The sequence below is a fragment of the Acinetobacter sp. UBA3106 genome, assembly GCA_002365595.1.
In the GTDB taxonomy this organism is placed as follows: Bacteria; Pseudomonadota; Gammaproteobacteria; order Pseudomonadales; family Moraxellaceae; genus Acinetobacter.
Map to the genome: position 1 here is coordinate 19,640 of DFAM01000016.1, position 26,082 is coordinate 45,721.

Consider the following 26,082-nt stretch of genomic DNA (forward strand, 5'->3'; position numbering starts at 1 on the left):
TGGCGCGTATGGTCGGTCATATCACCTATTTGTCTGAAGAAGCCATGAAACAGAAATTTGGCCGTGACTTAAAGTCGGGCAAATTTATGTATGGTTTTGACGTTGAATTCCAGGTGGAAAGCTATTTGCGTTATCAAGGTGAACAGTTCAGCCGTAACTTTGATGCCAACACCTACCTGATTATGACCAAGGCGCTGGATTACTTTGACCCATCGCGCGAGTACGAGCAGTCACTCAAAAAAGCCATGGCAAATACCAAATGTAAATTCCTGGTGGTTTCATTTACCACTGACTGGCGTTTCACACCGCAGCGCTCGCAAGAAATTGTCGATGCACTGATCAGTAACCATAAGCCTGTAAGCTATCTCGATATTGATGCAGAACAGGGCCACGACTCGTTTCTGTTCCCGATTCCGCTTTACGTTAAATCATTACGTGCATTTTTAGGTGGTGCAGAACACCTCCAAGCCACACCTAAGGAGACTGTGTAATGCGTATCGACCATCAACTTGCAGAAAAATGGATTAAACCCGATTCTAGCGTACTGGATTTAGGCTGTGGCGATGGTGAATTACTGGCGCATATGAGCAAAAAGCACAATATTCGCGCATATGGGTTAGAAATTGATCAGGAAAAGATTGCAATTGCAGTAAGTCGAGGGTTAAATATTATCCAGCAAGACTTGAACCTCGGTTTAAGCCGTTTTGCAGACCAGTCCTTTGACTATGTGGTTATGGCACAGGCTTTGCAAGCTGTAGATGCACCGGACGTATTATTGCGTGATATGGTGCGTGTGGGGAAACAGGCGATTATTACCTTTCCTAATTTTGCCCATTGGAAGACCCGTTCTTTCTTGGCTTTAAAAGGAATGATGCCGGTTTCGGAAGCTTTACCGTATATGTGGTATAACACTCCAAATATTCATTTATGTACTTTCCGTGATTTCGAAGCACTTTGTGCTGAAAACGATATCCGGATTATTAATCGACTCGCCGTGAATGGGGATCAACAAGGAAGTTTACTTAGTAAACATATCCCAAATCTGTTTGGTGAAGTCGCTATTTATAGAGTGAGCGCACTATGAAAAAAATATTATTAAGCACACTATTGGTTGGATTATTTAGCATTCAAGCTCATGCAGAATATGTGGCACCTTCGGCATCGATTTCAAGCCAGGCTGCACAATATTCTGTCATGGATATTAATAGCTTGATCAAATCTGCCAAAGCAGGTCAGGCAGCTGCACAATTTTATCTCGCCACCAAATATCAACAAGGTAAAGATATTCAAAAAGATGATCAGCAAGCTTTTTCCTGGTACAAAGCTGCTGCCGATCAAGGTCTGACTGCTGCCCAGTTGAATGTCGGCCGTATGCTGGCAGATGGTATTGGCACCAAGAAAGACGAAACTTTGGCACGTAAATATTTTGAAAAAGCGGCAAGTCATGGTGATAACCGTGCCAGCTTTAATCTTGCGATGATGGAAGAACAAAAGAAAAATTACATCGGTGCTTACCAGTGGTATGAACTGTCTACCCGTGACGGCATGCTCGACAATAAAGTGATTACTTTATCTGAAGGCAAGAAGATGGCATTGGCTGCCAACTTGACTCAAGAACAGATTCGCATGGCACGTGACCGTGCGGACAAATGGATTCAGGCACAGTAATTCTGCCTGATTCTAAAAAGCACCTACGGGTGCTTTTTTATTTCGTAAAAATAAAAAGTTAAATGAAAAAATATTTAATAATTTATAAAAATTCCTTTATGTTATAAAAAATCTAAAATATAAAATTAAGTTAACAATAAATGAAAATCATTATTCTGACCTGTCTAATACTAATGCTTACTGCATGTGAAAAACCTAACAGTAAACCAACTTATGGAGAAACTGGATTACCCAAAAATTGTCGTGCAATTGTACAAGTAAACATCGATGCTTGGCGATCTCATAAAAATACAGCAGAGGAAGTAATGAACTCTCTTGAACGTAATTGTGGCGCTAATGGTTATTCTTGGGAAAATAAATAAATTGTTAACTTGAAAACAATTTTAAAAAGTAAAATCCGCTAAAATAGTCTTATTCATTGTCACATTAAGATCGAAATAATGGCATCTCAAGATTGGTTATCTCAAGGAACACTCGTACTCGCAAGCAATAACAAAGGAAAAATTGCCGAATTTGAAAAAATGTTTGCAGAGTTAAATCTCCCTGTAGAGGTGATTCCCCAAGGCAAACTGAATATTGAAGATGCGGTTGAAGATGGCTTGAGCTTTGTTGAAAATGCCATTATTAAGGCACGTCATGCTTCTAAGATTTCAGGTAAACCCGCAATTGCCGATGATTCCGGAATTTGTGTTCCACTCCTAGGTGGTGCGCCAGGTATTTATTCTGCACGCTTTGCCGGTGAACATGGCAATGATGCAGCCAACAATGAAAAACTGTTAACCCGACTCAAACCATTTCGTAAAGAAGGTGAAAGCATTGAAGGCATGTTTGTTTGCGTGCTTGCACTGGTTCAGCATGCTGAAGATTCGCTACCTCAAATTTTTCAAGGCATCTGGAAAGGTGAAGTGCTAGAAGCAGCGCGCGGTGAAAATGGTTTTGGTTATGACCCGCTGTTCTGGTTGCCTGAACTGGGCATTTCCAGTGCCGAAATGAGTAAAGAAGATAAAAATAAAATCAGCCATCGTGGTCAGGCGATGCGTTTGTTTAAGGCAAGTTTGGAGAAGTAAACTGCTTTATATCCCCTTTCCTTAGGAGATGTGAGTATCCTCAGAATATATTCTGAGTGCGCAAGGAAGATATCCCCCTCCCTTTTTTAAAGGGTGAGGAACACTGTTCAGCAAGGGGGGATTTATTGTGAATAATGAATCCCCCTAAATCCCCCTTTGAAAAAGGGGGACTTTTTTAAAAACCCGGCACCAATGCATGCAACACTACGCCATAAATCCCGATCAATATCGCACTGGCCACAGTTCCCGACGCAATATATTTCGCTGAGTATCCTGTTCCTTGATAATGCGTTTCCAGCGCCACAATATTGGCTGCGGGAGGTAAACAAAAGAACATCAACATCACTGCATAAGTCAGCATTAAATGTGGAATCGGCAAAAGCAGATAAGCTGCTGCACACAATAAAACTGCCAATAACATACGGCTACTGATGATCAGTAAACTACGCTTTAAATCACGCCAGCCAATCCTGACTTTACTCAGCCACATGCCCAAAACGCACATGCCTGAAAAGGTTACCAGCACCTTGTTCAGCTGATACACCCCTTGCACGACAGGATGATATTCAAAGGGACTGAAATCCCAGAATGACAAAACAGCAGCCGTGGTCAAGGCAATCACTGGCGGCGACAGCAATACATTTTTAATGATGAAACTCAAATCCTGTTTGGCTTCACTGACTGCCATCACCGCACAGATATTGCCAAATAAGGAACCGCCGATATATAAGGCCACGATGGTACTGCTGGCTTCCGGTCCAAATACCGCTAAAGCAAAAGGCAGACCCAACCATGCACCATTTAAATAACTAAAACACAGGGCACGTAATTTGTCTTTTTGAAAATAATAAAAAATACTAAAGAAAATAATGGAACTTAAAAAGCTGAAGCCAATCAGCCACAGACTGCCTTCTTTATAAAATACCATGTTGTAAATGATCAGCAGCGGTATAAAAATCCGGGCCAGTAAAGCTGCCAGTAAGGGCCGTATCGGTTTTAAAACATGCACTCCCCAATATCCAACAAGAAAAGAAATCAAAGGAAGAATCAGGGCCATGACAGTACAGCTTAGCTTATTTAATAAAAAAATATCCTAGCACAGCTGCTATTCAAACATGATTTTGAAAGGTTAATTTTTTATGTTTAACCTTGCCTAAACCTCCCTTGTCTTGAAACCGAAACAGAAATGTCACGTCCTTGTCATCAAACCCTGTTGAGATAAGGACAACAAAAATAGAGGAAAATAACATGGCAGGACTTTCGATTTGGCACGTGCTAATTTTTGCAATCGTGGTGATTTTATTATTTGGTACATCCAAACTCAAAAATCTGGGTAAAGATGTCGGTGGTGCAGTCAAAGATTTTAAAAAGTCGATTAAAGAAGATGACGCTGAACATGCTCAACTCCAAGAGCCCCGTACCATTGATGCTCAGATTAAAAACACTGAAAGTACTGTAAAAAGCTAAGCGAGCGCAGCCATGCTAAATGTCGGTATGACTGAACTGCTGTGCTTTGCCATTATCGCACTGCTGGTTTTAGGCCCTGAAAAACTGCCTGAAGCTGCACGCTTTGCTGCGAAATGGTATGGCAAAGCAAAACGCTTTATTCAGAGTGTGCAAACTGAAGTCGATCGGGAACTGAAACTTTCAGAGTTTCGTGAAGAAATTCAAAAAGAAATTGACCGCATGACAGAAATAGAACAGCGCTTACAAAAGCAGCTGGATGATTTGACTCAGTCAACACAACCACAAAAAACTCAAGCGCCCTCTCCACAGCTTTACACCTGGCTTAGTCCCTGCCGTTTGACCCCATTTTCAGTGAATTTTGTTCAGTCACATGGCGCTGATGTATTCAAGGTTTCGCGCTCTTATCTCCCATCTACATTGAAGATTGCCGTATGAGCCAAAGTCAATTACCTGCCTCTGTAGTCAAATCAGAGACTGAAAATCTAGAACAGATGCCTGTAATGCAGCATTTAATCGTTCTGCGTCAGTATTTATTTAAAATCGTCGGTATTACGCTGCTGCTGTTTTTCTGCTTGTTACCATTTCGCAATTACACCTATCAGCTTCTGTCGGAACCGCTTAGACAGCAATTACCTGTCAGTTCCACCATGATTGCCACGGATGTTACCGCGACCTTTATGGCACCGTTTAAGCTGAATCTCTTTGTGGCCTTGATGTTGGTGATGCCTGTAATCATCTACTTTTTATGGTCATTTGTACGCCCTGCCCTGTATGAAAAAGAGCGCCACCTCGCCATTCCGCTTTTGGTCGGCAGTATTTCTTTATTTTACTTGGGCATAGCTTTCGCTTACTTCATTACCCTACCGGCGATTTTGCATTTCTTTATCAGTGTATCGCCGGAGAGCGTTGCACCGATGACCGATATCAACAGTTATTTAAGTTTTTGTTTAAAGCTGTTTTTGGTGTTTGGGTTAACCTTTGAAATTCCGATTGTCACTTTAGTCCTGATTCTGATTGGTTTGGTCAGCACGCAACGCTTGGCAGAAAAACGTCGCTTTATTGTGGTGGGCTGTTTCTTTGTCGCCATGTTTGTGACTCCGCCTGATGCACTTTCCATGGTCATGCTCGCTATTCCAATGTGGTTATTATTTGAAATAGGCTTATTTTTTGGAAAGATTTTAGAAAAACGTTAAACATTCACTCTTTAATCAACCTGCTTTTATCCAGCTCCACACTTGAAATGTATAGTTTGGAGCTTTTATTTATACCTATTAAAATATTGATTTTATTATTTTTTAAATATAAAAAACTGTCTTCAAATTGACCCAAAAGTGTAAAAAAACTGTCATCACCCGTTTATACAATCGCTCATGATAATCAACTAAACAATAACTTAATTACTATCATACGGATTTAATATGACAGCCACTTCTCATCAGCCAACTCGTCGTGATCTTTTAAAATGGTTTGCGGGAATTCCTTTTTTACCGCTTGGGGCAATGACCACTGCAGCAGCATTAACAGGCTGTAATAACAGCAATAACGACAGTGTCGTGGTAACTCCGCCTGTCGTCAAACCTGCAAATTTAAAAGCAGCTACCTTTACGGCCATGGCTGCGCCTGTGGCAATTGCAGACCGTGCAAAAACTTCAGTCAGTTCAAAATTAAAAATCGATTGGGATGATTCCAGCACCAGCGAATACCAGTTAGGTTATAAGAGTTTCTTTGAAACTGGCACAAAAGTACCGAAATGGGGTGGCGGTGAAATTATCGCAGGCGGTTATTTCAATGCCAAAGGCGAAGCTATTATGGATCTCTCTGTCCCAACGACGCCGCGTCAATATTTTTCAGACTGTCCGGATGGCTCATCACTCATCCATTTAGCAGATGCGAAAGTCGATGGTGTGAACAATCCTGTGTTCCACGTGGTGCAATTTGAATATGCTTCGCAAAACCTGGCAGGTGTCAGTGAGTACGGCAACCTTCCTTCACCTATCGCCATTTTGACTTTAGACCAGAATCAGACCACCGGTCATTTGGAATTGAAAAAATATTTCAATGTGGACACTGCATCCGCACATGGCTTGTGGATTACCTGTGGTGCCAGCATGTCTCCATGGAACACGCATTTATCCAGTGAAGAATACGAACCCGATGCATTTAATCAGGGTATTGGCGGGCCAAGTGTAGCGGGCATGGGCAAAAATTTCTTTGGCGATGTGAATACAGCTAAACCTTATAACTATGGTCATCTTCCAGAAGTGATTGTCAATAAAGACGGTAGCGGCAAGATCGTGAAACACTTCTGTCTGGGTCGTATCTCGCATGAGCTGGTGCATGTTATGCCAGACAACCGCACCGTGATTATGGGTGATGACTATACCAATGGCGGATTCTTTATGTTCATTGCAGATAAAGAAAAAGATTTGTCTGCAGGGACTTTATATGTGGCGAAATACACTTCGGTACTGACTGAAAATAGTACCGGCTCAATCAAGTGGATTGAGCTTGGACATGCCACCAGCAAGGAAATTGAAGATCTGGTCAATGTCAGCAATATCCAGCCAACGGATATTATGGAAAGCCTGACAACGAATCCGAATGATGCGTCTTATACGGAAGTTATTCTTGCCAAGAAAAAGCTTTGGGTCAAAGTGAAACCGGGTATGGAAAAAGCGGCGGCTTTCCTGGAAACACACCGTTATGCAGCGCTGAAAGGCGGCAGTATGGCGTTCACCAAAATGGAAGGCACAACCGTGAATATTAAGGACAAAGTGGCATATTCCGCTTTGGCCAATATTCAGGATTCAATGATTCAAGGCAATGCCGCATGGGTTGAAATGCATAATGTTTCATTTAGCAAAAAAATCAGCGCAGGCGGCGTGCTTGCCCATGACCTTGCTGCATCACAAAGTACGGTTTTTAGTCAGCCCATCAATAGCGAATGGGTGCCTTATCAATCAAAAATGCTGTTGATCGGTGAAGATATTACCGTGGATAGTTTAGGCAACACAGCAAATCCAGATAAAATCGCCAGCCCGGACAATCTTAAATTCTCTGAAACATTGCGTACTTTATTTATTGGTGAAGATAGCGGTAATCATCCGAACAATTTCCTTTGGGCATATAACGTGGATAGCAAAGCCAATCCTGTACGTTTATTGTCGACCCCGGCAGGTGCTGAATCGACAGGTTTACATGCCGTTGACTCGGTAAATGGCTGGACCTATATCATGAGCAACTTCCAGCATGCGGGTGATATGAGCAGCTTGTCAGCTGACTTAAAAGCTGCCACCTTGGCCAACTACAACAATGGCTATAGTGCAAGCGTCGGTTATATTACTGCTGATCCTATTGCACCATCAGTGACCAAAAAAGTGACGAATACCAAGACAGCTTCGTAAATTCAACAGATGAAAATGCCGACCTCATGTCGGCATTTTTTTATTCATTTAAAGGTAAATGTATCTGGATGATGTTGCCTTGGGTTTCCCCTTGCTGGGATTTTTCCTGCCACAGCCACGTATCATTTTTCAGCCTTAAAAAATTGGAACAGCGCGTGCCATACACCGGGCTTTGAATAAAAGTAGATGAAAGCAATTCTTCCATCTCGATGCTAATGCCGGTTTGTGGCAAAAGTTCGGGAATAATTTTCCGTTCATCTTCCAGAATATCCCACACTGCAAATTCCAGATCGGCTTCTGCTGTCTCGGTATGCTGTAGCATCGGCAAAAATTCCTGGGTAAAGCGTTTACGCAAATGTCTGGTTTTTTCCCAATGCTCGGTCATTAAGCCGTTAGAGACCACATATACGCCTTTGGCTAAAACCTGCGGTGCTTCACCGCGGTTACTCATGTATACCGCCTGACTGGAGTCACCTAAAAATAAATTAAATCCGGCATAATCACATTGCCTTTTTTCTAATTCTTGAGCAAATCGGATCGGAGCTAAATCAGATTCTAAAAAGACCTGAATCAAATGACCACGTGAAGTGGGATACTGCTTTTTATCCGTCGCGTCTCTAAAATTGGTCACGACTGCCCAACGACCTGATGCAGTAATTCCCATCCACGTCCCGCCAGACTGCAGGTCTTTTCCGGCAATAATCGGGCTATTTTCCCAGGCATGTAATGCTGAAGTCGGGCGCTGATAAAATTCATCCCGATTGGAAATCAGGCATAAGGGAGTATCCTCAAGGACCTGCCAAGCTAAAGCGACAATACACATAATTCATGCTCTTTATCTTTACACATTGAATGTACAACATTTTTCCTTGGTTTCAGCTAAAATCTGTGCAAAACATAATACAAGGAACAGGAATGCTGACCTATCCCAATATAGACCCAATTGCGGTATCGCTGGGACCTTTACAAGTGCACTGGTATGGACTGATGTATCTACTGGCATTTTTATTTGCCTGGGGACTTGCCACCTATAGAACCAAACAGCGTGATGGATGGACGCCTGACATGGTGTCTGACCTGATTTTCTATGGAGCCTTAGGTGTTGTGGTCGGTGGTCGTATAGGCTACGTATTCTTCTATGGTTTTGAGCAGTTTCTGGCCAATCCACTGTGGTTATTTCAGGTCTGGACTGGCGGTATGAGCTTCCATGGCGGCTTTCTGGGTGTAATGCTTGCCATGCTATTCTGGTGCAAGAAATACCAGAAAACCTGGTTTCAAACACTGGACTTTATTGCCCCTTGCGTCCCGACTGGCCTGATGTTCGGCCGTATTGGCAACTTCATTGGCGGTGAACTTTATGGCCGTCCGGTTTCTGATCCAAACTTTGCATTGGGGATGATTTTCCCAACCGATCCTCTACAGCTGGCGCGTCATCCCTCACAGCTTTATCAGGCTTTGGGTGAAGGTTTAATCCTGTTTATTGTTTTATGGTGGTTCAGCTCCAAGCCGCGTCCACGTATGGCGGTTTCTGCCCTGTTCCTGATTGGTTACGGTATTGCCCGTTTTGTCGTGGAATTCTTCCGCGAACCGGACAATGGCCAGCTGTTCATTGGCTGGATGAGTAAAGGCCAGTTCCTGACTGTACCGATGATTCTGATTGGCCTGTGGATGATGTGGTATGCCTACCACAAGAAAATCTATGATTGGGGTCCACAGAAAAATAGTTGATTTTTAGCGAGGCAAAAGCCTCGCTTTTTTATGGCTGTTTTTGCTACCCGGTTTTTGCTAAAGTGCAGTCAGTTCCCATCTATTTATCAGAAAAACATGCTCGAATTTTGGTTTAATCCTAAAGTTTCCATCCTCCATAAACTGCTGATCTTTGGGGTCATTGCCATTGCAACAGCTGTGCTGTACTGGATGGAACCATTAAAACCGGATGCCATTCTGATGTTTATGGGTACAGGTATTGTTTTCCTGATTTGCCGGTACTGTAAAATTCATTTTGCTGCAAAAAATCCGACTGGCCTGTTCTATCGACTCTTGGTCTGGATTCCAATTGCCCTGCTGCTGGCACTGATTTTCATGCATATGCAGGATGGTGAAATTCTCATTCCGGGTGCCCAAGGCATTGGTTTTATGGCTTTGGCCATCTGTCTGTTTTCACCCTTATCTTTACTGAATAAAAATGATTCTTTGGATGAGCCAAAATAATGCTGGAGTTCTGGTATTCAGACCAATGTAGCCGCCAGCTGAAACTGATGGTCTGCATTGCAACGTGTGTGATCATTTATCTCTGTTCTACCGTACAGCAGCTTTCGCCCATGTTGACAGGAATAAGTGTGGGCATCGGTATGGGGATTCATGTTTTAAGAGCGTTAAGTTTAAAAATTGCAGCAGATAACCCTTATAAGAAAGGTTTTGCCATCCTATTTTTTGTTATACCAATTATTGCATTGATCACTTTAATTTCAGCGTTGCCAGCGCAACATCAGCTGATGCTGGCCATTCAGGCAATTGGATTTACTGCCATTGGCTTATTTATATTAGCGGGCTTTCCCAAGCGCAGCCTGGATGAGAACTGATTCAGATAATAAAAGCCCAAATAAAAAAAGACCGCTAAAAGCGGTCTTTTTCAATCATCGGAAGATGATTAAGCAGCTAATGCATCTTTAGCTTTAGAAGCTAAAGCAGCAAATGCAACTGCGTCATGCATAGCGATGTCAGCAAGTACGCGACGGTCGATGATCACTTGAGCTTTTTTCAAGCCATCGATCATACGGCTGTACGACAAACCATTTTGACGAGCACCAGCGTTGATACGTGCAATCCACAAAGCGCGGAATTGACGTTTCTTTTGACGACGGTCACGGTAAGCGTATTGACCTGCTTTGATTACTGCTTGGAACGCAACGCGGTAAACGCGTGAGCGAGCGCCATAGTAACCTTTAGCACGAGCAAGAATTTTTTTATGACGGCGATGAGCCTGTACACCACGTTTTACACGAGCCATTTATAAATCTCCTTAGATGTATGGGCACATAGCACGAACTGAAGCAACGTCACTTACGTGAACCATCACACAGCCGCGCAATTGACGGATACGTTTAGCAGATTTTTTGGTCAAAATGTGGCGTTTGAACGCTTGTTTACGCTTGAAACCGTTAGCAGTCGCTTTGAAACGTTTAGCTGCACCACGGCGAGTTTTTAACTTAGCCATAACAACCTCTTTAAACACCTGTTCGGCACGTCTGCACCATTGCAAAAACGACCTGCAGGTAAGGGAGCGAGTATTCTAAAGCATCTTTGCTTAAAACGAAAGCAGAGATACTGAAAATTGCACACCAGTGATCAGATTCCCTTAGTCTTATTTTCAATATCAAAAGCGGGATGTTTTTGTTAATAAATCAATTATTCAGCATTATAATTATCACACCATAAGAATACTGGACTGCTATGAACCCTGCACAGGATGCTTTTGCTGCCCTGCGTTATCGTGACTTCTCTATTGTGACGATTAACCAGTTCTGTCTCACCCTCGCCATTTTAATTCAAGAAATCATTGTCGCGTATTCTCTTTATCAAATTACCAAAGATCCGTTGACGCTAGGCTTAATTGGTCTGGCTGAAGCCATTCCATTTATTGCCCTGTCTTTATGGGGCGGTTATTTTGCCGATCGTTTTAATAAACAGACCATCATGAAAATCTGTCTGTTCTTTGCCCTGCCCCTGCCTTTGGTTTTATGGTGGCTGTTTCATGCTTATGGCTTAGGACAGATCGACGTCACAACGCTGTCTTGGGGCATTTATGCGGTTATTTTTGCTTTGGGTACAATTCGCGGTTTTTATAATCCCTCCGCCACATCGTTAAAACCTTTCCTGATTCCGCGTGAACTCTACGCCAATGGTGCAGCCTGGACCACGATTGGCTGGCAAAGTGGCGTGATTATTGGTCCCATGCTCGGTGGTTTCATGCTGGCTTTTTTAGGTCGTGAAACCAGCTTGCTGTCCGTAGCAGTACTTTTGGCCATCTGTTTTATCCTGATTAACCTGCTGCAAAAACGCAGTTTCCCCAAGATTGAAACTGACAACTTGCTAGAAAGTTTGGGCGATGGTTTCCGCTTTATCTGGAAAACCAAAATTGTACTTTGGGCCATTTCGCTGGATCTGGTTTCGGTACTGTTTGGCGGGGTCATTGCCTTACTGCCGATCTTCGCCGAGGATATTTTAAAAGTCGGTCCTGAAGGTTTGGGTTACTTGCGTGCAGCGCCATCAATTGGCGCCCTGATTACCATGATTGCCTTAACCAGATTTCCACCGACCCAAAACGCGTGGCGTAATATGTTGCTCGCCGTTGCCGGTTTTGGGGTATTCACATTGCTGTTTGCCTTCTCGAATAACATGTGGCTGTCTTTGTTTGCTTTAGCCATGACCGGTGCCTGTGACAGTATTTCAGTGGTCATTCGCCAGACCATTCTGCAAATTTATCCACCCGAAAATATGCGTGGCCGTGTTGCAGCCGTGAATGGCATGTTTGTCTCATCCAGTAATGAACTGGGCGCTTTTGAATCCGGTTTGGCCGCTAAATATATGGGCACCATTATGGCAACGGTATTTGGGGGCTGCATGACCATGATTGTGGTGGCAATGAGCTGGGCAAAAACCCATGACTTATTTGGTGTCGATATTACCAAAGTGCATGATCAGGAACATTAATTGTATTTTTAGACTTGCCAGTATTTCCAATTCAGGAAATACTGCGCACTCACCACACTCCGCTACCGCTGCAACATCTGGTTTGACAAGAAATAAATATTTATGAAGCAAATACTGTGTTTTTCTCTACTCATTTGTGTACCCTTCAGTACCGTTTACAGTGCTCAATCTAAAGCCCCAAAACAGCTTGCCGTTCAAAAAAGCGCAGCCCTTCCCGCGCATTTGACCACACGCATTCAGTGGACCAAATTTCCACGCCCGAACTATAAAAATGAAGATTTAAAAGAGCAGAACCGCAGTGCCATTATCCGCATTTATGCAGATGAAAGCGGCAATATCACCAAGGCCAGCGTACAGGAAAGTACCGGCTTAACCCATCTGGACAATCTGCTGGTTCAAGCGGTACGTGAAGCGCATGTCAAACCGCATATCGAAAATGATACGGCAACACCGCTCATTGGCTATCAAACCTTTAACTTAAAATTAAGCCAGGATGATGCTGAAATTTGTCCTTATCCTTTTGAGTCGAAAAATTGGCAGGCTCAACAGCAGAACAGAAAAACACCTTTTACCTACCGTACTCAGCCTCAGTTAGATATGGATTCTGACTTGCTGAATGGACACAATCGCGCGGTAAAATTTAACTTTAAAGTAAATAAACACGGGGACGTGAAAAAGGTCAAAGTCACTCAGGGTTCGGGTATTTATGCTTTAGACCAAAAAGTGGTTCAAGCCGTATCCAATAGTCAAATTAATGTAAAGCGCACCGCCAGCACGTTATGGATGTATAAAAAATCCAAATTTAAAGACGAGATTAAGTTCGACTTAAATCACTGTGAATAGACAAAATAAAAACGAGATGCACAAACATCTCGTTTTTTTAAAATAGACTAAAAGCCAAATAGATAAATAAGTATCGCCCTATTTTAGCCATCGAAACCAGCAATAAAAATCGGGCAAAGTTTTCTTTCAGCAAACCGGCAATCAGGGTAATTGGATCACCAATGACGGGCACCCAGCTGAATAACAGCGACCAGTTACCATACTTTTTATAAACTGTCTGGGCTTTTAACATTTGCTGTTCTGAAACAGGAAACCATTTTTTATCTTTGTAGTGTTCGATCTTAAAACCGAGCCACCAGTTCACACAGGAACCTAAAATATTTCCCAAACTTGCAACAAATAATAGCCCCACAACTGAATGACTACCCTCCGCCAAAAAAGCCAATAAAACCGCTTCAGACTGCAAGGGCAATAAAGTTGCCGCACCAAAGGCAGCAATAAACAGTAAAAGGTAAGCCGGCATTAGGCTGCTACCAATTTAAAGCCCGAGTTTTTTCTTGGTAGAAATATATTCATAAGCTGACCATAGCACCGCTAAAACCAGAACCAGGTAACGGCTATAACTATAGCGTTGCGTCAAAGGCTGAATGGCGACATATAATGCATTTTGGTTCTGCGTATTTAAAGTGGCCATAAAATTCTGGATATGTACGGCTTCTGCAATAAACAGGATTAAACATGCAGCAATACCAAAAATAATGCTCCAATAGACTTTTGCATTTTGTTCCAGAATACGCGTTGAATTTAAAAAGAAATTTTTCATACCAGCCATCCAATAAAAAACCACCGCGAAGGTGGTTCTTATGCATTATTAGCTGCATCTTAGCATAACTGCATGGCGGCGCAATTGATTACACTTTGATTGACAATGCTTTCTGCACAGCAGGACGTGCCGTCAAACGCTCAATATATTCTTTTACGTAGGGATAATCTTCAAGCTCAATTTGCTGCCAGTCGTAACGTAAAATCCACGGCAGAATAGCCATGTCGGCAATCGAATATTCACCGGCCACATACTTTTGACCCATCAGCTGCTTATTCAGCACACCATACAAACGTTTACTTTCATTGACATAACGCTCTATGGCATAGGGAATCTTTTCAGGAGCAAAACGGCCAAAATGATGATTCTGCCCCAGCATCGGCCCCAGTCCACCCATTTGCCACATCAGCCATTGTTCGACTTCAACGCGCTGCTGTTCATCAGTGGGATAATACAGTCCTGTCTTGCGTCCCAGATACTGTAAAATTGCCCCAGATTCAAACACTGAAATGGCTTCACCACGCGGTCCATTTTGATCGACAATCGCGGGAATTTTATTGTTGGGGGAAATACGTAAAAAGTCAGGTTGAAACTGATCATTTTCCAAAATATTGATGGGGAAAATTTGATATTCCAAGCCCATTTCTTCTAATGCTATTGTAATTTTATGACCATTGGGCGTTCCCCAATAATAGAGATCAATCATGTTTCCTACCTTTTGCCTTTTTCGTTTTACATGACATTATTGAACTGCGTATTTACTTATAGCATGTTTTTTATGGATAAATCTTAATTCTGGCTTAAGCTTAAATACGCAAATACTCATCTAAATCATCATTTTCATTCAGTATTCTTGATTTTTAAATACTTTTAAAACATTTTTATGAGCATGATTGAAAATGCTCAAAACAGTCTTATATAACACATAGAGCGATAATCTTTTTAAAGATTGCTTCAAATACTGTGCATGCAATAGCAAACAGGATTTTTCTTGTTTATAAAACTTCGTGATACTCAGGAGGTTCTATCAATGAGCAGTTTCAGCCTTAGTCCCCTATTCCGCCGAAGCATTGGCTTTGACCGTTTAAATGATCTATTCGATTATGCAATGCAAAGCGATACTCCCAACTATCCACACTATAACATTGAAAAAACAGGCGATAATAATTACCGGATTGTTGTCGCCACTGCCGGATTCAATCAGGATCAACTGGAAATTAATCTCGAAAACCAGTTATTAACCATTACTGGTAAAGCAGTTGACGAGTCTTCAGACAGCACGGTTGAATTTCTGCATAAAGGTATTTCCAGCCGTTCATTTAAATTGTCACTACGTCTGGATGAACATATAGAAGTTCAACAAGCCGATTATGAAAATGGTTTATTGAAAATAGATTTACAACGCAGTGTTCCGGAAGAGGCCATGCCGCGCCAGATTCCAATTGGCGGCAAAAGCACAGAAAAAATTGCTTCACCTCAACAGCAAACAGCGGAAAACTCCCAAGAAAATGGACAATGACGGGTCTTTTGAATGCTTGAGATGATCTATTCAAACCCAATTCAAAAATCATAGCCAATAAAAAAGCCCTGCGATTGCAGGGCTTTTCTAATCAACGAGTGCTTACTTTTTCTTTTTAGGACCAAGTAGCATACCCATTTGACGACCTTCCATTTTTGGTGTTTGTTCAACTACACCGAATTCAGCCACATCTGCTTCAACTTTTTGCAATTGAGCAAGACCGAGTTGTTGGTGAGCCATTTCACGACCACGGAAACGAAGCGTGATTTTTACCTTGTTGCCTTCTTCAAGGAACTTGATAATGGCACGTAATTTTACGTTGTAATCACCAACATCAGTCGCAGGGCGTAGCTTGATTTCTTTCACCTGTACTTGATGCTGTTTTTTCTTCGCTTCTTTTTGCTTTTGCTTAAGATCAAACAAATGCTTGTTGAAGTCCATGATCTTACAAACGGGTGGCTCTGCATTGGCAACGATCTCTACAAGATCAAGCTCAACGCTTTCTGCTGCACGTAAGGCCTCAGTTAAGCTTACGATACCTTTTTGCTCGCCATTTTCGTCTACAAGACGGACTTCTTTTGCACGAATTTCATCATTCAAGGCAGGACGGTTTGATTTGTTACCGCCCTGTTGATTACGGTCAGGCTGTTTAATCGCTGTTACTCCACAATGTACCGGCCGCGTTCGGCAACGGCTGCTTTTACTAAGTCAACGAAAGCATCGATTGACATAGTACCCAAATTTGTTCCTGAGCGGGTACGCACGTTTACTGTACCTTCCTCAACTTCACGGTCCCCAAGTACCAGTAAGTAAGGAATACGCTCTAATGTACGTTCACGAATCTTAAAGCCGATTTTCTCATTTCTCAAGTCAGAAATTGCTCGAATTCCGTTTTCTTTTAGTTTCGCGACGACTGACTCACAAGCTTCAGCTTGGGAATCGGTAATATTCATCACACACGCTTGCACTGGTGATAACCAAGGTGGCATGAAGCCTGCGTAGTGTTCAATCAGTATACCAATAAAACGTTCAAAACTGCCAAGAATTGCACGATGTAACATTACTGGCTGATCACGATCGTTATCTTCTGTAACATAAGAAGCATCTAAACGCTCTGGCAAGTTGAAGTCACATTGAATTGTACCGCACTGCCAGACACGGCCTAAGCAGTCTTTCAATGAGAATTCAATCTTCGGACCGTAGAATGCACCTTCACCCGGTTGAAGCTCCCACTCCAGACCCGCAGCATCTAAAGCATCCGCCAAAGATTTTTCTGCCATATCCCAAAGTTTGTCATCACCGACACGTTTTTCTGGACGTGTCGACAATTTCATTTGCACTTCTTCAAAGCCAAAGTCTTTATACACATCCAACGTCAATTTAATAAAGTCTGCAACTTCAGTACCAATTTGTTCTTTGGTACAGAAAATATGCGCATCATCTTGGGTAAAACCACGTACACGCATAATGCCGTGCAATGAACCTGATGGCTCGTTACGGTGACATGAACCAAATTCTGCCAAACGTACCGGAAGATCACGGTAAGATTTTAAACCTTGATTGAACACTTGCACGTGACAAGGACAGTTCATTGGCTTCACCGCATAGTTACGGTTTTCAGAATGCGTAGTGAACATATTGTCTGCATAGTTGGCAGCATGTCCAGATTTTTCCCACAATGTGAAATCAACCACTTGCGGTGTGCGGATTTCTTCGTAGCCATTGTCTTGCTGAACTTTACGCATGTATTGTTCAAGCACTTGATAAATGGTCCAGCCGTTCGGATGCCAGAACACCATACCCGGCGCTTCTTCTTGCATATGGAACAAATCAAGCGCTTTACCGATTTTACGGTGATCGCGTTTTTCTGCTTCTTCAATCCGTTTTACATAAGCCGCGAGCTGTTTTTTGTCTGCCCAAGCTGTACCGTAAATACGTTGTAGCTGTTCGTTTTTCGCATCACCGCGCCAGTAAGCACCAGAGATTTTAGTCAGCTTGAATGATTTTAAGAATTTGGTATTTGGAACATGCGGACCACGGCACATATCCAAATAATCTTGATGGTAGTACAAGCCCATTTGTGTTTCTTCAGGCATGTCTTCAATCAAGCGGAGTTTGTATTCTTCGCCACGTGCAGTAAATTCTTTAATGACTTCATCACGCGGTGTCATTTTTTTGATGACATCATAGTCTTGGTCGATGAGCTTTTTCATACGCTCTTCGATGGCTGCCATGTCGTCTAAAGTAAACGGACGCGGCATCCAGATGTCATAGTAGAAACCTTCTTCAATGACTGGACCAATAACCATTTTTGCTTCTGGGAACAACTGCTTAACCGCATGACCGACCAAGTGCGCACAAGAGTGACGAATGATGTGAATACCATCTTCATCTTTAGGCGTGATAATTTGTAAGGTTGCATCTTCAGTGATGAGATCAGACGCATCAACCAAACGGTCGTTGACACGACCTGCAACTGTATTTTTCGCAAGACCTGGACCAATGCTCAGTGCAACGTCCATCACAGATACGGCTTGATCAAACTGTTTTTGATCGCCATTTGGCAAAGTGATAATTGGCATAAGAAATCCTTAAGGAGTGATGCCCCGTACCATAGGGCATGTCACCGCGAGATTATGATCGAGGCAGAACCTCAAAAGATAAAAACGGTGGATAAATAAAAATCGACTCGAATTTTACACGTCTTATCCACAGGATTAAACCTTTTCACCCAGAAAATTCGCGATTTGGCACATTTTGAATTTATTTGCCACTACTTCGCCTTTAGTTCAATCACGGAATGCCAGTTTTCTTTTTTATTCTCTAAAGTTATCCCATGCTTCGAACTTGCCCTGTGTGTAGGCATACAACTGAGCAAATTGCGGAATTACCGCTTCACTTTGAGTCGGTCGTAAAAATACATATTCATCCCGCTCAATCTCACAGGATTTCGGCAACAGCAGCATTTCCTGATTACTGCTGCGTCCATACAAACTATGCAGCTTACTTTTTTCTGGATAAATATAGTTGGCCTGCCAGTAACCGCCATATACGAACACAGCCTTATATTTATGTGGAAGATGATTCAGCAGTTCCAGACCAGGTAACTGGCTATAGCACAAAACTTTAAGTACCGGTGTGGCAATCCAGAGTGCACAATTTAAGGCAGATAGATTTTCCAGATCAAAATCGCCTGGCTTGAGCAGCATCGAGCCAAAAGCCAGATCATTACAGATACTGTGCTGGCAATGTTGCATAAAGGTTGGACTGCCACCGCCATTAAAACACAGACCTTCATGCCATAAATCCGGGAATTGCTGCTGCAAAATAGTTTTATATTGTTGATAAATCTGCTGCGATTGCTGATAACTTTTGTCGGGACTTTTCAAAATTTTAGGCAGTTTGGCGATATGTGCATCATAGCCCATTAAACCGGTTAATTTGAGATGGGTTGCGTTGTGCTGAATCAGCTCCATTAAGGCTATAAATTGCTGCGAGTTTTGTACACCCCCACGATGCAGTCCGACATCAATTTCAATATTTACGTTCAGGCAGATATTCAAGCTTTGCGCGAGTTGCAAATATTGTTTCAATCGCTCCACATCATCAATTAGCCATTGAATATAAGGCTGCTGATTACTTGTTGTAGCCTGATAAAACCTTTCTACTGCGTGGATCGGCATCGGCTTGCCCAGCAAGATATCGGCTTGCTGAAATGTCTGAATAATCTCTGAAATATGCGGCAGATGAAAAACCATAAAACGCTGGCTATTTAGTTTTTCACTGGCAAGTTTGAGCAGTTGCATATTGGCTAGGGATTTTACAACTAAACGTGGTTTTAACTGCATGGGTAGTTTTGACTGCACAACCTCCAAATTACGTTGATAGGTTTTTAAATCCAAAATCAGTTGTGGTGTTCCGCTGCCCTGCTGTTGTAAATGCTGAGTCAATTCCTGAAAATAGTTCGATTGCATTACCCTCTCCTTATTTTCCAGACAGGAATAACTGTTTCAAATAGGGATTCAACCATTTTTGCTGCGGGTCCAGTTGCTGACGCAGCAGCATAAAATCTTCCCATTTCGGATAAAGGTCGCGCAGCGAGGCTGCGCTCATGCTATGCAACTTGCCCCAATGTGGCCGTCCCTGATATTTCTGAAAAATCGGCTCGACCAGATTAAAGATCGCGTGGTAATCCTGTTTATAAAACTGGTGGATGGAAATGGAGACTGAATCGCGCTGATAAAAAGGACTCAGCCAGATATTATCCGCTTTGACATAACGGAACTCGATCGGGAAAAACATCGGCACCTTATGCTTTCTTAAAGTCGCCAAAACCTCGTCCAGACACTGCAAGCCCAATGCCGCTGGAATCTGATATTCCATTTCATTAAATCTGGTATTGCGCGGAGTTGGAAAAATCTGGTTTGACCAATCCACATAGCAGGTCGGTTTGAGAAACACGCCGAGCATTTTTTGCAAATAGGGATTTGTCCTTGGCAATAGCTGCGTCAATTCAGAACATAGGGTTAATAAGGCATCCTCCGAAGGCCAGCTCTCTTGCCTGGGCTGAATCGCTTCATTGGTTTCATCTAGAGTTTTCAGCATCACTTGATCTGAATGCAGGAATACCCAAAATTCTATGTGCCGGTGCTGCAGCTTCCATTGATCAATATGTGCAAAAATCTCCTGAATCGGGCACAGCCGAATCTGTTCTTTTAATTTATATCTGGGACGATTTTGCAGGGTAATTTGGGTCATCACTCCCATACTACCAAGGGCAACCCGCCCAGCCTGAAAGATGTCTGCATTTTGCTCGCGATTACATCCCAACAGCGCGCCAGCTGCTGTGAGTAATTCAAAACCTTCCACAAAAGCAGATAGACAGGGTAAATCCATCCCTGTGCCATGCGTTCCTGTAGCAATCGCCCCGGCCAAACTTTGCTGGTCTATATCGCCCTGATTGGGTAAGGCCTGATTGATCGGGGCAAGATATTCACCCAGGTCATATAAACGTGTACCCGCTTGAACTGTGCACTGGGTTTTCTTTTCATCAAAAGTCACCACGCCTTTGAACTGATCAAGATTAAGCAAAATGTCATCAGTCTTGGCCAAAGCACTAAACGAATGTCCTGCACCCACAACACGGATATGCTCACAGGATTTCACTATTTTTTGTAATTCATTGATATGCTGAGGTTGAAGAATTTGTGGATGTGCCTGCTGGCTTCCTGACCAGTTCTGCCATCCTTTATCCGCCTGTTGTATTTTCATTATTATTCCTTGGCTGATGCTATTTTAATTGCCCGGTTAGAGTAAAATACCTAAAAAAGCAAATATGGGAACCCATGAGTTCAAAAAAAATCTGTGCTATGAAATAATTTCTTTAATTTTCAATATTTTAAAAATTATTAAATTACACTCGACTAAAGCATAAATGCAAGATTTCTGATAAATGCATATCTTTTCAACAGGATATGAAAATAAATATAGAACGGAGTTTTAAAATGGTTAGCGCATACGATGAATTACCGCGTACCCCCGCAAATTTTGTAGCGTTGTCACCTTTACGCTATCTGGATCGCGCAGCTTATATTTACCCGAATCAAAATGCGATTATTCATGGTAAACGTCGTATTACCTGGCGTGAGAAATACAACCGTTGCCGTCAGTTTGCCAACCAACTCCAAAAATTAGGCATTGGTAAAAATGATACCGTGTCTGTCTTGCTGCCTAACGTCCCTGCCATGATTGAAGCACATTTTGCTGTGCCGATGGCAGGCGCTGTATTGAATACCTTAAATACCCGTCTGGATGCCAAAACACTGGCCTTTATGCTGGAACACGCTGAAAGCAAAGTGCTCTTGGTCGATCCTGAATTTACTGCACTTGCGACAGAAGCACTGGCTCTGATTTCACAAGACATTTATGTGATTGATGTGGCTGATGCAGAGTTTGAAGGTGAAGACAAGCGTATCGGTCAGATCGAATATGAAGAATGGATTGCTCAAGGCGATGCAAACTTTGAATGGCATCTTCCACAAGATGAATGGGATGCGATTAGCTTAAGTTATACCTCGGGTACCACAGGTAACCCTAAAGGTGTGGTCTATCATCATCGCGGTGCTTACATTAACGCGGCCAGTAATATCATTGCTTGTGGCATGACACCACGTGCCACCTATTTATGGACACTACCGCTATTCCATTGTAATGGCTGGTGCTTTGCCTGGACCATGGCGGCCAACGGCGGAACCAACGTCTGCTTGCGTAAAGTTGATGCGGAACTGATTTTTAAACTCATTGCTGAACATAAAGTCGATTATTTCTGTGGCGCACCGATTGTCTTGTCGATGCTGATCAATACCCCGGATGAGAAAAAGACCAAAATTGATCACCGTGTCGAAGTGATGGTCGCGGGTGCTGCACCGCCAGCTGCGATTATCGAAGGCATGCGCAATATTGGCATTAACGTGACTCATGTTTACGGCTTGACTGAAACTTATGGCCCTTCTGCGCTATGCGCATCTCAAGCAGGCTGGAGCGATCTGTCTATTCAAGAACAGGCACAGTTACATTCACGTCAAGGCGTACCGTATCCACTGCAAGATGGCATGAAAGTGCTTGATCCGGACACCATGCAGGAAGTTCCACACGATGGTCAGACCATGGGCGAAATTATGTTCCGTGGCAATATCGTGATGAAAGGTTATTTGAAGAATCCTGAGGCTACAGCGGAAGCGTTTGCTGGTGGCTGGTTCCACACAGGAGATCTGGCGGTTTGCCAACCGGATGGCTATGCCAAAATTACCGACCGTTCTAAAGACGTGATTATTTCTGGTGGTGAAAATATTTCCTCACTCGAAGTGGAAGAAGTGCTGTATCAGCATCCTGCTGTTCTGACTGCAGCGGTGGTGGCAAAACCAGATCCACGTTGGCAGGAAGTGCCATGTGCCTTTGTGGAGCTGAAACAAGGTAAAACTGCAACAGCTGAAGAACTGATTGAGTTCTGTAAGCAGCATTTGGCCCGTTTCAAGGTACCGAAAGATGTGGTAATTACCGAGATTCCAAAAACCTCAACTGGCAAACTGCAAAAATTCATCTTGCGTGACTGGGCCAAAGAACGTGCTACAGGTGAGTTTCAGTAATACTTCATCGGATGAAGTCCCCCTTTTCAAAGGGGGATTATCCCCTTATGGAACATTACTTCTCACCCTTTAAAGAGTGAAAAAAAGCGACTCATATGAGCCGCTTTTTTAGTTTGAGTATAGAAATCAGTTATCTGAAATCAAAGCCACTTGCTGAATATAGTTAAACAGTTTTAACTTAGACGCAGCCAGCTCTTCTTCAGTCGCCTGATTTTTGATATCACGATGGATACGCAAAATATGCTGACGAATTGCATGATGCTCGGCAGCATTATGCGCTTTCATAAATTCTTTAATCACCGGATCACCTTGCGCGATCATACGATCGACCCAACGTTGCAACTGTGCGGTTTTTTTCGCACCTTGCTGCGGCGTTAAGTAAGACAAAATCATGGTTTCATCTTCATTACGCAATAATTTTCCTATACGCTGAAACTGACGGCGACGCGCTTCATGTGAAGTAATGGTTTGCACATCCAGTAAAGCATCAATCAAACGCTCTTCCACAGGAAGATTTTTAATTTGTTTGATACTTAACTGAGCCAGTTGCTCACCCAAAGCAGCCATACGCTGAACTGCTTTTTTCTGTTCGGTTTTACTCGCACGTCCTTCTAGACTTTCAAAGTCATCTTCAGTAAAACGGTTCGGTTGACGTGCCACGATTAATCTGCCTCGTAAAATTTTGCTGCAAATAATGCCTGAATTTCAGATAAAGCTTGTTCTTCATCCGCACCTTCAAGCACTAAACGTAAAGTTGTGCCCTTGCCTGCACCCAGCATTAGCAAGGACATAATATTTTTTGCATCTACCAATTTACTACCTTTACCAATTTGAATCGATGAACGAAATTTGGTGGTAACTTCAATTAGCTTTCCAGATGCACGCGCATGTAAACCTAGTTTATTAATTACGTCAACAGTTGTGTCAATCATGACCAGTGCTTCATTTCTCTATGGAGGACTTGGATAGACCATTTTTCCTCAAGGGCTTTTTTGAGTCTATCTACGATATATACCGAACGGTGCTGCCCGCCGGTACAGCCAATGGATACCGTCATATAGTGACGATGTCCTTCTGCAAAGGCAGGCAACCACTTATCTAAAAAATGATAAATGTCTTGGAACATCTCATTGGTTTGTTCACTTTGCAGCAAAAACTGTTGCACAGGTAAATCTAAACCTGAATATTTGCGCAATTCCAGATCCCAATGTGGATTAGGCAAATGACGTACGTCAAATACATAATCGGCATCAAGCGGAATACCGTGCTTATAACCAAATGATTGTAAAATTAAAATGAGGTTATCTGATTGTCCAAGTTTAGACAACAAGGTATGTTTCAGATCATGGACGCTTTTATCAGTGGTATCAATATGTACCGTTGAACGCAATTGTATGGGAAGCAATAAGGTTTTTTCTTCCTGGATACATTCATTCAAGCTTTTAAAACGACTGGCTAAAGGATGTGGACGCCGTGATGCACTAAAACGGGTAATCAGTTCCTGATCCTGGGTAGTCAAATAAATGATATCCACCGAACCATGTCTTTGCAGTTGCTCAAAAACATGATCAAACTCTTGCAGGTCTGCACGGGTACTGCGTACATCCACGCCTAGCGCCAGTTGCTCTAAATTATTGTCACGATCAAGTTTTTCCACAATTTCCGGCAGCAATGCCAGCGGTAAATTATCAATACAGTAATAACCCAAATCTTCTAGCACCTGCAAAGCAGATGATTTCCCCGATCCAGATTGTCCTGTAACAATTAAAATACGCTTCATGGCAAAGCTGTCCTTAATAACAAAGTCTATGCAGTATGCTTGACCTGCAAGTTATCAATCAGTCGGGTGTTGCCTAATTTGGCAGCTACAAACAGCACCACATCCTGATCAAATGCTTCAATATCTTGTAATTCTGGAGTACGCGCTTCCACATAATCCACAATAAAACCAGCTTGTGTCAACTTTTGCTTAATATTTTCTAACACTTCCGCAAGACTGACACCATTGTGCAGCTCCTTCTCGGCAGCAGTTAAACTCTGGTAAATGGTCGGTGCAATGGCACGGTGTTCAGCACTCAAATAACCATTACGTGAACTCAGTGCCAAGCCATCTTCAGCACGGGTAATTGGCACCCCAATCACTTCTAGCGGGATATTCAGGTCACGGACAAGCTGACGAATCACGGCCAGCTGCTGATAGTCCTTTTGCCCAAAAAAGGCAAAATTCGGCTGTACAATATTAAACAGTTTAGTGACCACCACAGCCACGCCATCAAAATGGCCCGGACGCTGTAAACCACATAAGTCATTGGTAATCTCAGACACGCTAATATTGGTTAACCGTGGCTTATTGCCATACATTTGCTCAACGCTCGGCGCAAAAATAATGTCACAGCCGACATCTGCCAACAAATGACTATCCTGCTCCAAAGTACGCGGATAGCTGTCAAAGTCTTCATTTGGCCCGAATTGAATCGGATTGACAAAGATACTGACCACGACAACATCACAGATTTTTTTTGCTTCACGCACCAGGTTTAAATGCCCTTCGTGCAAATTGCCCATGGTTGGAACAAAACCAATAATTTTTCGTGCCGATCGAGCTGGACTTAGTGAAGCGCTTAATCCCTGAATGGTGGTTTCTGTTTTCATGTTTACAGCTCGACTTGAAAAGTTTGTTCTTTAGCAGGGAATGAACCTTCTTGGACTGCCGCATGGTATGCCTTGAAGGCGTCCAGAATTGCAGTTTCCCCTGCTTGTTCTTTCATAAAATTACGCACAAATTTAGCCACATGACCACCGGTCAATCCCAGCATATCTTGAACAACCAGCACCTGACCGTCCGTATCTGCGCCTGCGCCAATGCCAATCACTGGAGTATGGGGAAATAATTCACTAATTTCCTTACCCACCTGTGCCGGAACACATTCCAGTAGAAGCACTGCAGCACCAGCTTCTACCACGGCCTTACAATCGGCAATCAGCTGATCGGCAGCTTCACGGGTACGCGCCTGAACTTTATAGCCGCCAAATACATGCACAGATTGTGGGGTTAAACCCAAGTGCACGCACACTGGAATACCATTACGGGTTAACACCTGAACGGTTTCGGCCAGCCATGCGCCGCCTTCTATTTTCACCATATGTGCGCCAGCTTGCATCACTTGTTTGGCGCTGATTAATGCATCATTCAGGGTGGCATAACTCATAAACGGCAAATCAGTCAAAATAAACGCATGCTGATTACCACGGCGAACGGCTGCCGTATGATAGGCCATATCATCTACCGTCACCGGTAAAGTAGAATCACAGCCCTGAATCGTCATTCCTAAAGAATCACCTATCAGAATGGTATCAATTGCAGCAACTTCCATTGCTTTTGCCATACTCGCATCATAGCAAGTCAGGCAGGAGAATTTGCGGCCTTGCGCTTTAAATTTTCTTAAGTCACTTAGACTAATCATCCGGATCTTCCTCTTATGACGACTTTCTC

31 protein-coding genes and 1 pseudogene are annotated in these 26,082 nt (G+C 42.9%); 16 read left to right on the top strand and 16 right to left on the bottom strand.

Annotation, left to right across the window (positions count from 1 at the left end):
* From B4C48_RS08020 to rdgB, 5 genes and pseudogenes are all read left to right on the top strand, one after another.
* A pseudogene (locus tag B4C48_RS08020) lies at positions 1 to 491 on the top strand (homoserine O-acetyltransferase); the annotation flags it as partial.
* Positions 491 to 1,084: a methionine biosynthesis protein MetW gene (gene metW, locus B4C48_RS08025; RefSeq protein WP_291355302.1), complete on the top strand. Its 594-nt coding sequence runs from the start codon at positions 491 to 493 to the stop codon at positions 1,082 to 1,084. The pseudogene B4C48_RS08020 and the gene metW, both read left to right, overlap by 1 nt.
* Positions 1,081 to 1,668, top strand: a complete 588-nt coding sequence (locus tag B4C48_RS08030; protein ID WP_291355304.1) for a tetratricopeptide repeat protein — start codon at positions 1,081 to 1,083, stop codon at positions 1,666 to 1,668. Before metW ends, B4C48_RS08030 begins: the two co-directional genes overlap by 4 nt.
* A gap of 140 nt (positions 1,669 to 1,808) precedes the next feature.
* Positions 1,809 to 2,030: a kynureninase gene (locus B4C48_RS08035; protein WP_291355307.1), complete on the top strand. Its 222-nt coding sequence runs from the start codon at positions 1,809 to 1,811 to the stop codon at positions 2,028 to 2,030.
* A gap of 78 nt (positions 2,031 to 2,108) precedes the next feature.
* Positions 2,109 to 2,735: an RdgB/HAM1 family non-canonical purine NTP pyrophosphatase gene (rdgB, locus tag B4C48_RS08040; RefSeq protein WP_291355308.1), complete on the top strand. Its 627-nt coding sequence runs from the start codon at positions 2,109 to 2,111 to the stop codon at positions 2,733 to 2,735.
* Between the two features lie 175 nt (positions 2,736 to 2,910).
* On the opposite strand, the gene B4C48_RS08045 is transcribed toward rdgB, so the two are convergent.
* Positions 2,911 to 3,792, bottom strand: coding sequence for a permease (locus B4C48_RS08045; RefSeq protein WP_291355309.1), 882 nt, complete (start codon positions 3,790 to 3,792; stop codon positions 2,911 to 2,913).
* Between the two features lie 191 nt (positions 3,793 to 3,983).
* Between B4C48_RS08045 and tatA the strand changes: the two genes are divergently transcribed.
* From tatA to B4C48_RS08065, 4 genes are all read left to right on the top strand, one after another.
* Entirely contained in the window at positions 3,984 to 4,202 is a 219-nt protein-coding gene (gene tatA, locus B4C48_RS08050) for a Sec-independent protein translocase subunit TatA (RefSeq protein WP_291355311.1), read from the top strand.
* 12 nt (positions 4,203 to 4,214) lie between these two features.
* Positions 4,215 to 4,637, top strand: a complete 423-nt coding sequence (gene tatB, locus B4C48_RS08055) for a Sec-independent protein translocase protein TatB (RefSeq protein ID WP_291355313.1) — start codon at positions 4,215 to 4,217, stop codon at positions 4,635 to 4,637.
* The gene (gene tatC, locus B4C48_RS08060) at positions 4,634 to 5,395 is read left to right on the top strand and encodes a twin-arginine translocase subunit TatC (protein WP_291355315.1); all 762 of its coding nucleotides are present in this window, start codon (positions 4,634 to 4,636) and stop codon (positions 5,393 to 5,395) included. The genes tatB and tatC overlap by 4 nt, the downstream gene beginning before the upstream one ends.
* A gap of 225 nt (positions 5,396 to 5,620) precedes the next feature.
* Complete coding sequence (locus B4C48_RS08065; protein WP_291355317.1) at positions 5,621 to 7,606, top strand: PhoX family protein; 1,986 nt, start codon at positions 5,621 to 5,623, stop codon at positions 7,604 to 7,606.
* 40 nt (positions 7,607 to 7,646) lie between these two features.
* On the opposite strand, the gene B4C48_RS08070 is transcribed toward B4C48_RS08065, so the two are convergent.
* Positions 7,647 to 8,429, bottom strand: a complete 783-nt coding sequence (locus tag B4C48_RS08070; protein ID WP_291355319.1) for an NRDE family protein — start codon at positions 8,427 to 8,429, stop codon at positions 7,647 to 7,649.
* 92 nt (positions 8,430 to 8,521) lie between these two features.
* Here B4C48_RS08070 and lgt point away from each other — a divergent pair, with 92 nt between their 5' ends.
* From lgt to B4C48_RS08085, 3 genes are all read left to right on the top strand, one after another.
* The gene (lgt, locus tag B4C48_RS08075; RefSeq protein WP_291355321.1) at positions 8,522 to 9,334 is read left to right on the top strand and encodes a prolipoprotein diacylglyceryl transferase; all 813 of its coding nucleotides are present in this window, start codon (positions 8,522 to 8,524) and stop codon (positions 9,332 to 9,334) included.
* A 96-nt stretch (positions 9,335 to 9,430) separates the two neighbouring features.
* Complete coding sequence (locus tag B4C48_RS08080; protein ID WP_291355323.1) at positions 9,431 to 9,817, top strand: hypothetical protein; 387 nt, start codon at positions 9,431 to 9,433, stop codon at positions 9,815 to 9,817.
* Positions 9,817 to 10,188 carry a hypothetical protein gene (locus B4C48_RS08085; RefSeq protein WP_291355325.1) on the top strand — a complete coding sequence of 124 codons (372 nt, stop codon included), beginning with the start codon at positions 9,817 to 9,819 and terminating at the stop codon, positions 10,186 to 10,188. Before B4C48_RS08080 ends, B4C48_RS08085 begins: the two co-directional genes overlap by 1 nt.
* A gap of 68 nt (positions 10,189 to 10,256) precedes the next feature.
* Here B4C48_RS08085 and rplT read toward each other — a convergent pair whose 3' ends face one another.
* A complete protein-coding gene (gene rplT / locus B4C48_RS08090; protein ID WP_291355327.1) occupies positions 10,257 to 10,616 on the bottom strand; it encodes a 50S ribosomal protein L20 in 360 nt (119 codons plus the stop codon).
* 12 nt (positions 10,617 to 10,628) lie between these two features.
* A complete protein-coding gene (gene rpmI, locus B4C48_RS08095; protein ID WP_004637967.1) occupies positions 10,629 to 10,823 on the bottom strand; it encodes a 50S ribosomal protein L35 in 195 nt (64 codons plus the stop codon).
* 236 nt (positions 10,824 to 11,059) lie between these two features.
* Here rpmI and B4C48_RS08100 point away from each other — a divergent pair, with 236 nt between their 5' ends.
* Both B4C48_RS08100 and B4C48_RS08105 read left to right on the top strand, forming a co-directional pair.
* Complete coding sequence (locus B4C48_RS08100; RefSeq protein ID WP_291355338.1) at positions 11,060 to 12,319, top strand: MFS transporter; 1,260 nt, start codon at positions 11,060 to 11,062, stop codon at positions 12,317 to 12,319.
* A 102-nt stretch (positions 12,320 to 12,421) separates the two neighbouring features.
* A complete protein-coding gene (locus B4C48_RS08105) occupies positions 12,422 to 13,162 on the top strand; it encodes an energy transducer TonB (RefSeq protein ID WP_291355339.1) in 741 nt (246 codons plus the stop codon).
* 37 nt (positions 13,163 to 13,199) lie between these two features.
* On the opposite strand, the gene B4C48_RS08110 is transcribed toward B4C48_RS08105, so the two are convergent.
* From B4C48_RS08110 to B4C48_RS08120, 3 genes are all read right to left on the bottom strand, one after another.
* On the bottom strand, positions 13,200 to 13,625 hold the full coding sequence (locus tag B4C48_RS08110; protein ID WP_291355361.1) for a YqaA family protein: 426 nt from the start codon (positions 13,623 to 13,625) through the stop codon (positions 13,200 to 13,202).
* Positions 13,626 to 13,640: 15 nt separating this feature from the next.
* Positions 13,641 to 13,925, bottom strand: coding sequence for a hypothetical protein (locus B4C48_RS08115; protein WP_291355363.1), 285 nt, complete (start codon positions 13,923 to 13,925; stop codon positions 13,641 to 13,643).
* Positions 13,926 to 14,013: 88 nt separating this feature from the next.
* Positions 14,014 to 14,631: a glutathione S-transferase N-terminal domain-containing protein gene (locus tag B4C48_RS08120; RefSeq protein ID WP_291355364.1), complete on the bottom strand. Its 618-nt coding sequence runs from the start codon at positions 14,629 to 14,631 to the stop codon at positions 14,014 to 14,016.
* Between the two features lie 324 nt (positions 14,632 to 14,955).
* Between B4C48_RS08120 and B4C48_RS08125 the strand changes: the two genes are divergently transcribed.
* Positions 14,956 to 15,444, top strand: coding sequence for an Hsp20 family protein (locus B4C48_RS08125; RefSeq protein WP_291355366.1), 489 nt, complete (start codon positions 14,956 to 14,958; stop codon positions 15,442 to 15,444).
* A gap of 102 nt (positions 15,445 to 15,546) precedes the next feature.
* Here B4C48_RS08125 and infC read toward each other — a convergent pair whose 3' ends face one another.
* The 4 genes from infC to B4C48_RS08145 all read right to left on the bottom strand — a co-directional run bounded on the left by infC (position 15,547) and on the right by B4C48_RS08145 (position 20,715).
* On the bottom strand, positions 15,547 to 16,098 hold the full coding sequence (infC, locus tag B4C48_RS08130; protein ID WP_291355881.1) for a translation initiation factor IF-3: 552 nt from the start codon (positions 16,096 to 16,098) through the stop codon (positions 15,547 to 15,549).
* A gap of 5 nt (positions 16,099 to 16,103) precedes the next feature.
* A complete protein-coding gene (gene thrS / locus B4C48_RS08135; protein WP_291355368.1) occupies positions 16,104 to 18,026 on the bottom strand; it encodes a threonine--tRNA ligase in 1,923 nt (640 codons plus the stop codon).
* 234 nt (positions 18,027 to 18,260) lie between these two features.
* On the bottom strand, positions 18,261 to 19,418 hold the full coding sequence (locus tag B4C48_RS08140) for an alanine racemase (protein WP_291355370.1): 1,158 nt from the start codon (positions 19,416 to 19,418) through the stop codon (positions 18,261 to 18,263).
* A gap of 10 nt (positions 19,419 to 19,428) precedes the next feature.
* Positions 19,429 to 20,715 (bottom strand): D-arabinono-1,4-lactone oxidase, encoded by a 1,287-nt coding sequence (locus B4C48_RS08145; RefSeq protein ID WP_291355372.1) that lies wholly within the window; start codon positions 20,713 to 20,715, stop codon positions 19,429 to 19,431.
* A 233-nt stretch (positions 20,716 to 20,948) separates the two neighbouring features.
* Here B4C48_RS08145 and B4C48_RS08150 point away from each other — a divergent pair, with 233 nt between their 5' ends.
* Positions 20,949 to 22,589, top strand: coding sequence for an acyl-CoA synthetase (locus tag B4C48_RS08150; RefSeq protein WP_291355374.1), 1,641 nt, complete (start codon positions 20,949 to 20,951; stop codon positions 22,587 to 22,589).
* 126 nt (positions 22,590 to 22,715) lie between these two features.
* On the opposite strand, the gene yjgA is transcribed toward B4C48_RS08150, so the two are convergent.
* Genes yjgA through panB form a run of 5 tightly spaced genes read right to left on the bottom strand, consistent with a single transcriptional unit; the run spans position 22,716 to position 26,053 of the window.
* Positions 22,716 to 23,249: a ribosome biogenesis factor YjgA gene (gene yjgA / locus B4C48_RS08155; protein WP_291355376.1), complete on the bottom strand. Its 534-nt coding sequence runs from the start codon at positions 23,247 to 23,249 to the stop codon at positions 22,716 to 22,718.
* A gap of 2 nt (positions 23,250 to 23,251) precedes the next feature.
* Positions 23,252 to 23,521: an HPr family phosphocarrier protein gene (locus B4C48_RS08160; RefSeq protein WP_086198359.1), complete on the bottom strand. Its 270-nt coding sequence runs from the start codon at positions 23,519 to 23,521 to the stop codon at positions 23,252 to 23,254.
* Positions 23,518 to 24,369: an RNase adapter RapZ gene (gene rapZ / locus B4C48_RS08165; RefSeq protein ID WP_291355378.1), complete on the bottom strand. Its 852-nt coding sequence runs from the start codon at positions 24,367 to 24,369 to the stop codon at positions 23,518 to 23,520. The genes B4C48_RS08160 and rapZ overlap by 4 nt, the downstream gene beginning before the upstream one ends.
* A 26-nt stretch (positions 24,370 to 24,395) precedes the next feature.
* Complete coding sequence (gene panC / locus B4C48_RS08170; protein ID WP_291355380.1) at positions 24,396 to 25,241, bottom strand: pantoate--beta-alanine ligase; 846 nt, start codon at positions 25,239 to 25,241, stop codon at positions 24,396 to 24,398.
* Positions 25,242 to 25,243: 2 nt separating this feature from the next.
* Positions 25,244 to 26,053: a 3-methyl-2-oxobutanoate hydroxymethyltransferase gene (gene panB / locus B4C48_RS08175; RefSeq protein ID WP_291355382.1), complete on the bottom strand. Its 810-nt coding sequence runs from the start codon at positions 26,051 to 26,053 to the stop codon at positions 25,244 to 25,246.
* Positions 26,054 to 26,082: the final 29 nt, after the last annotated feature.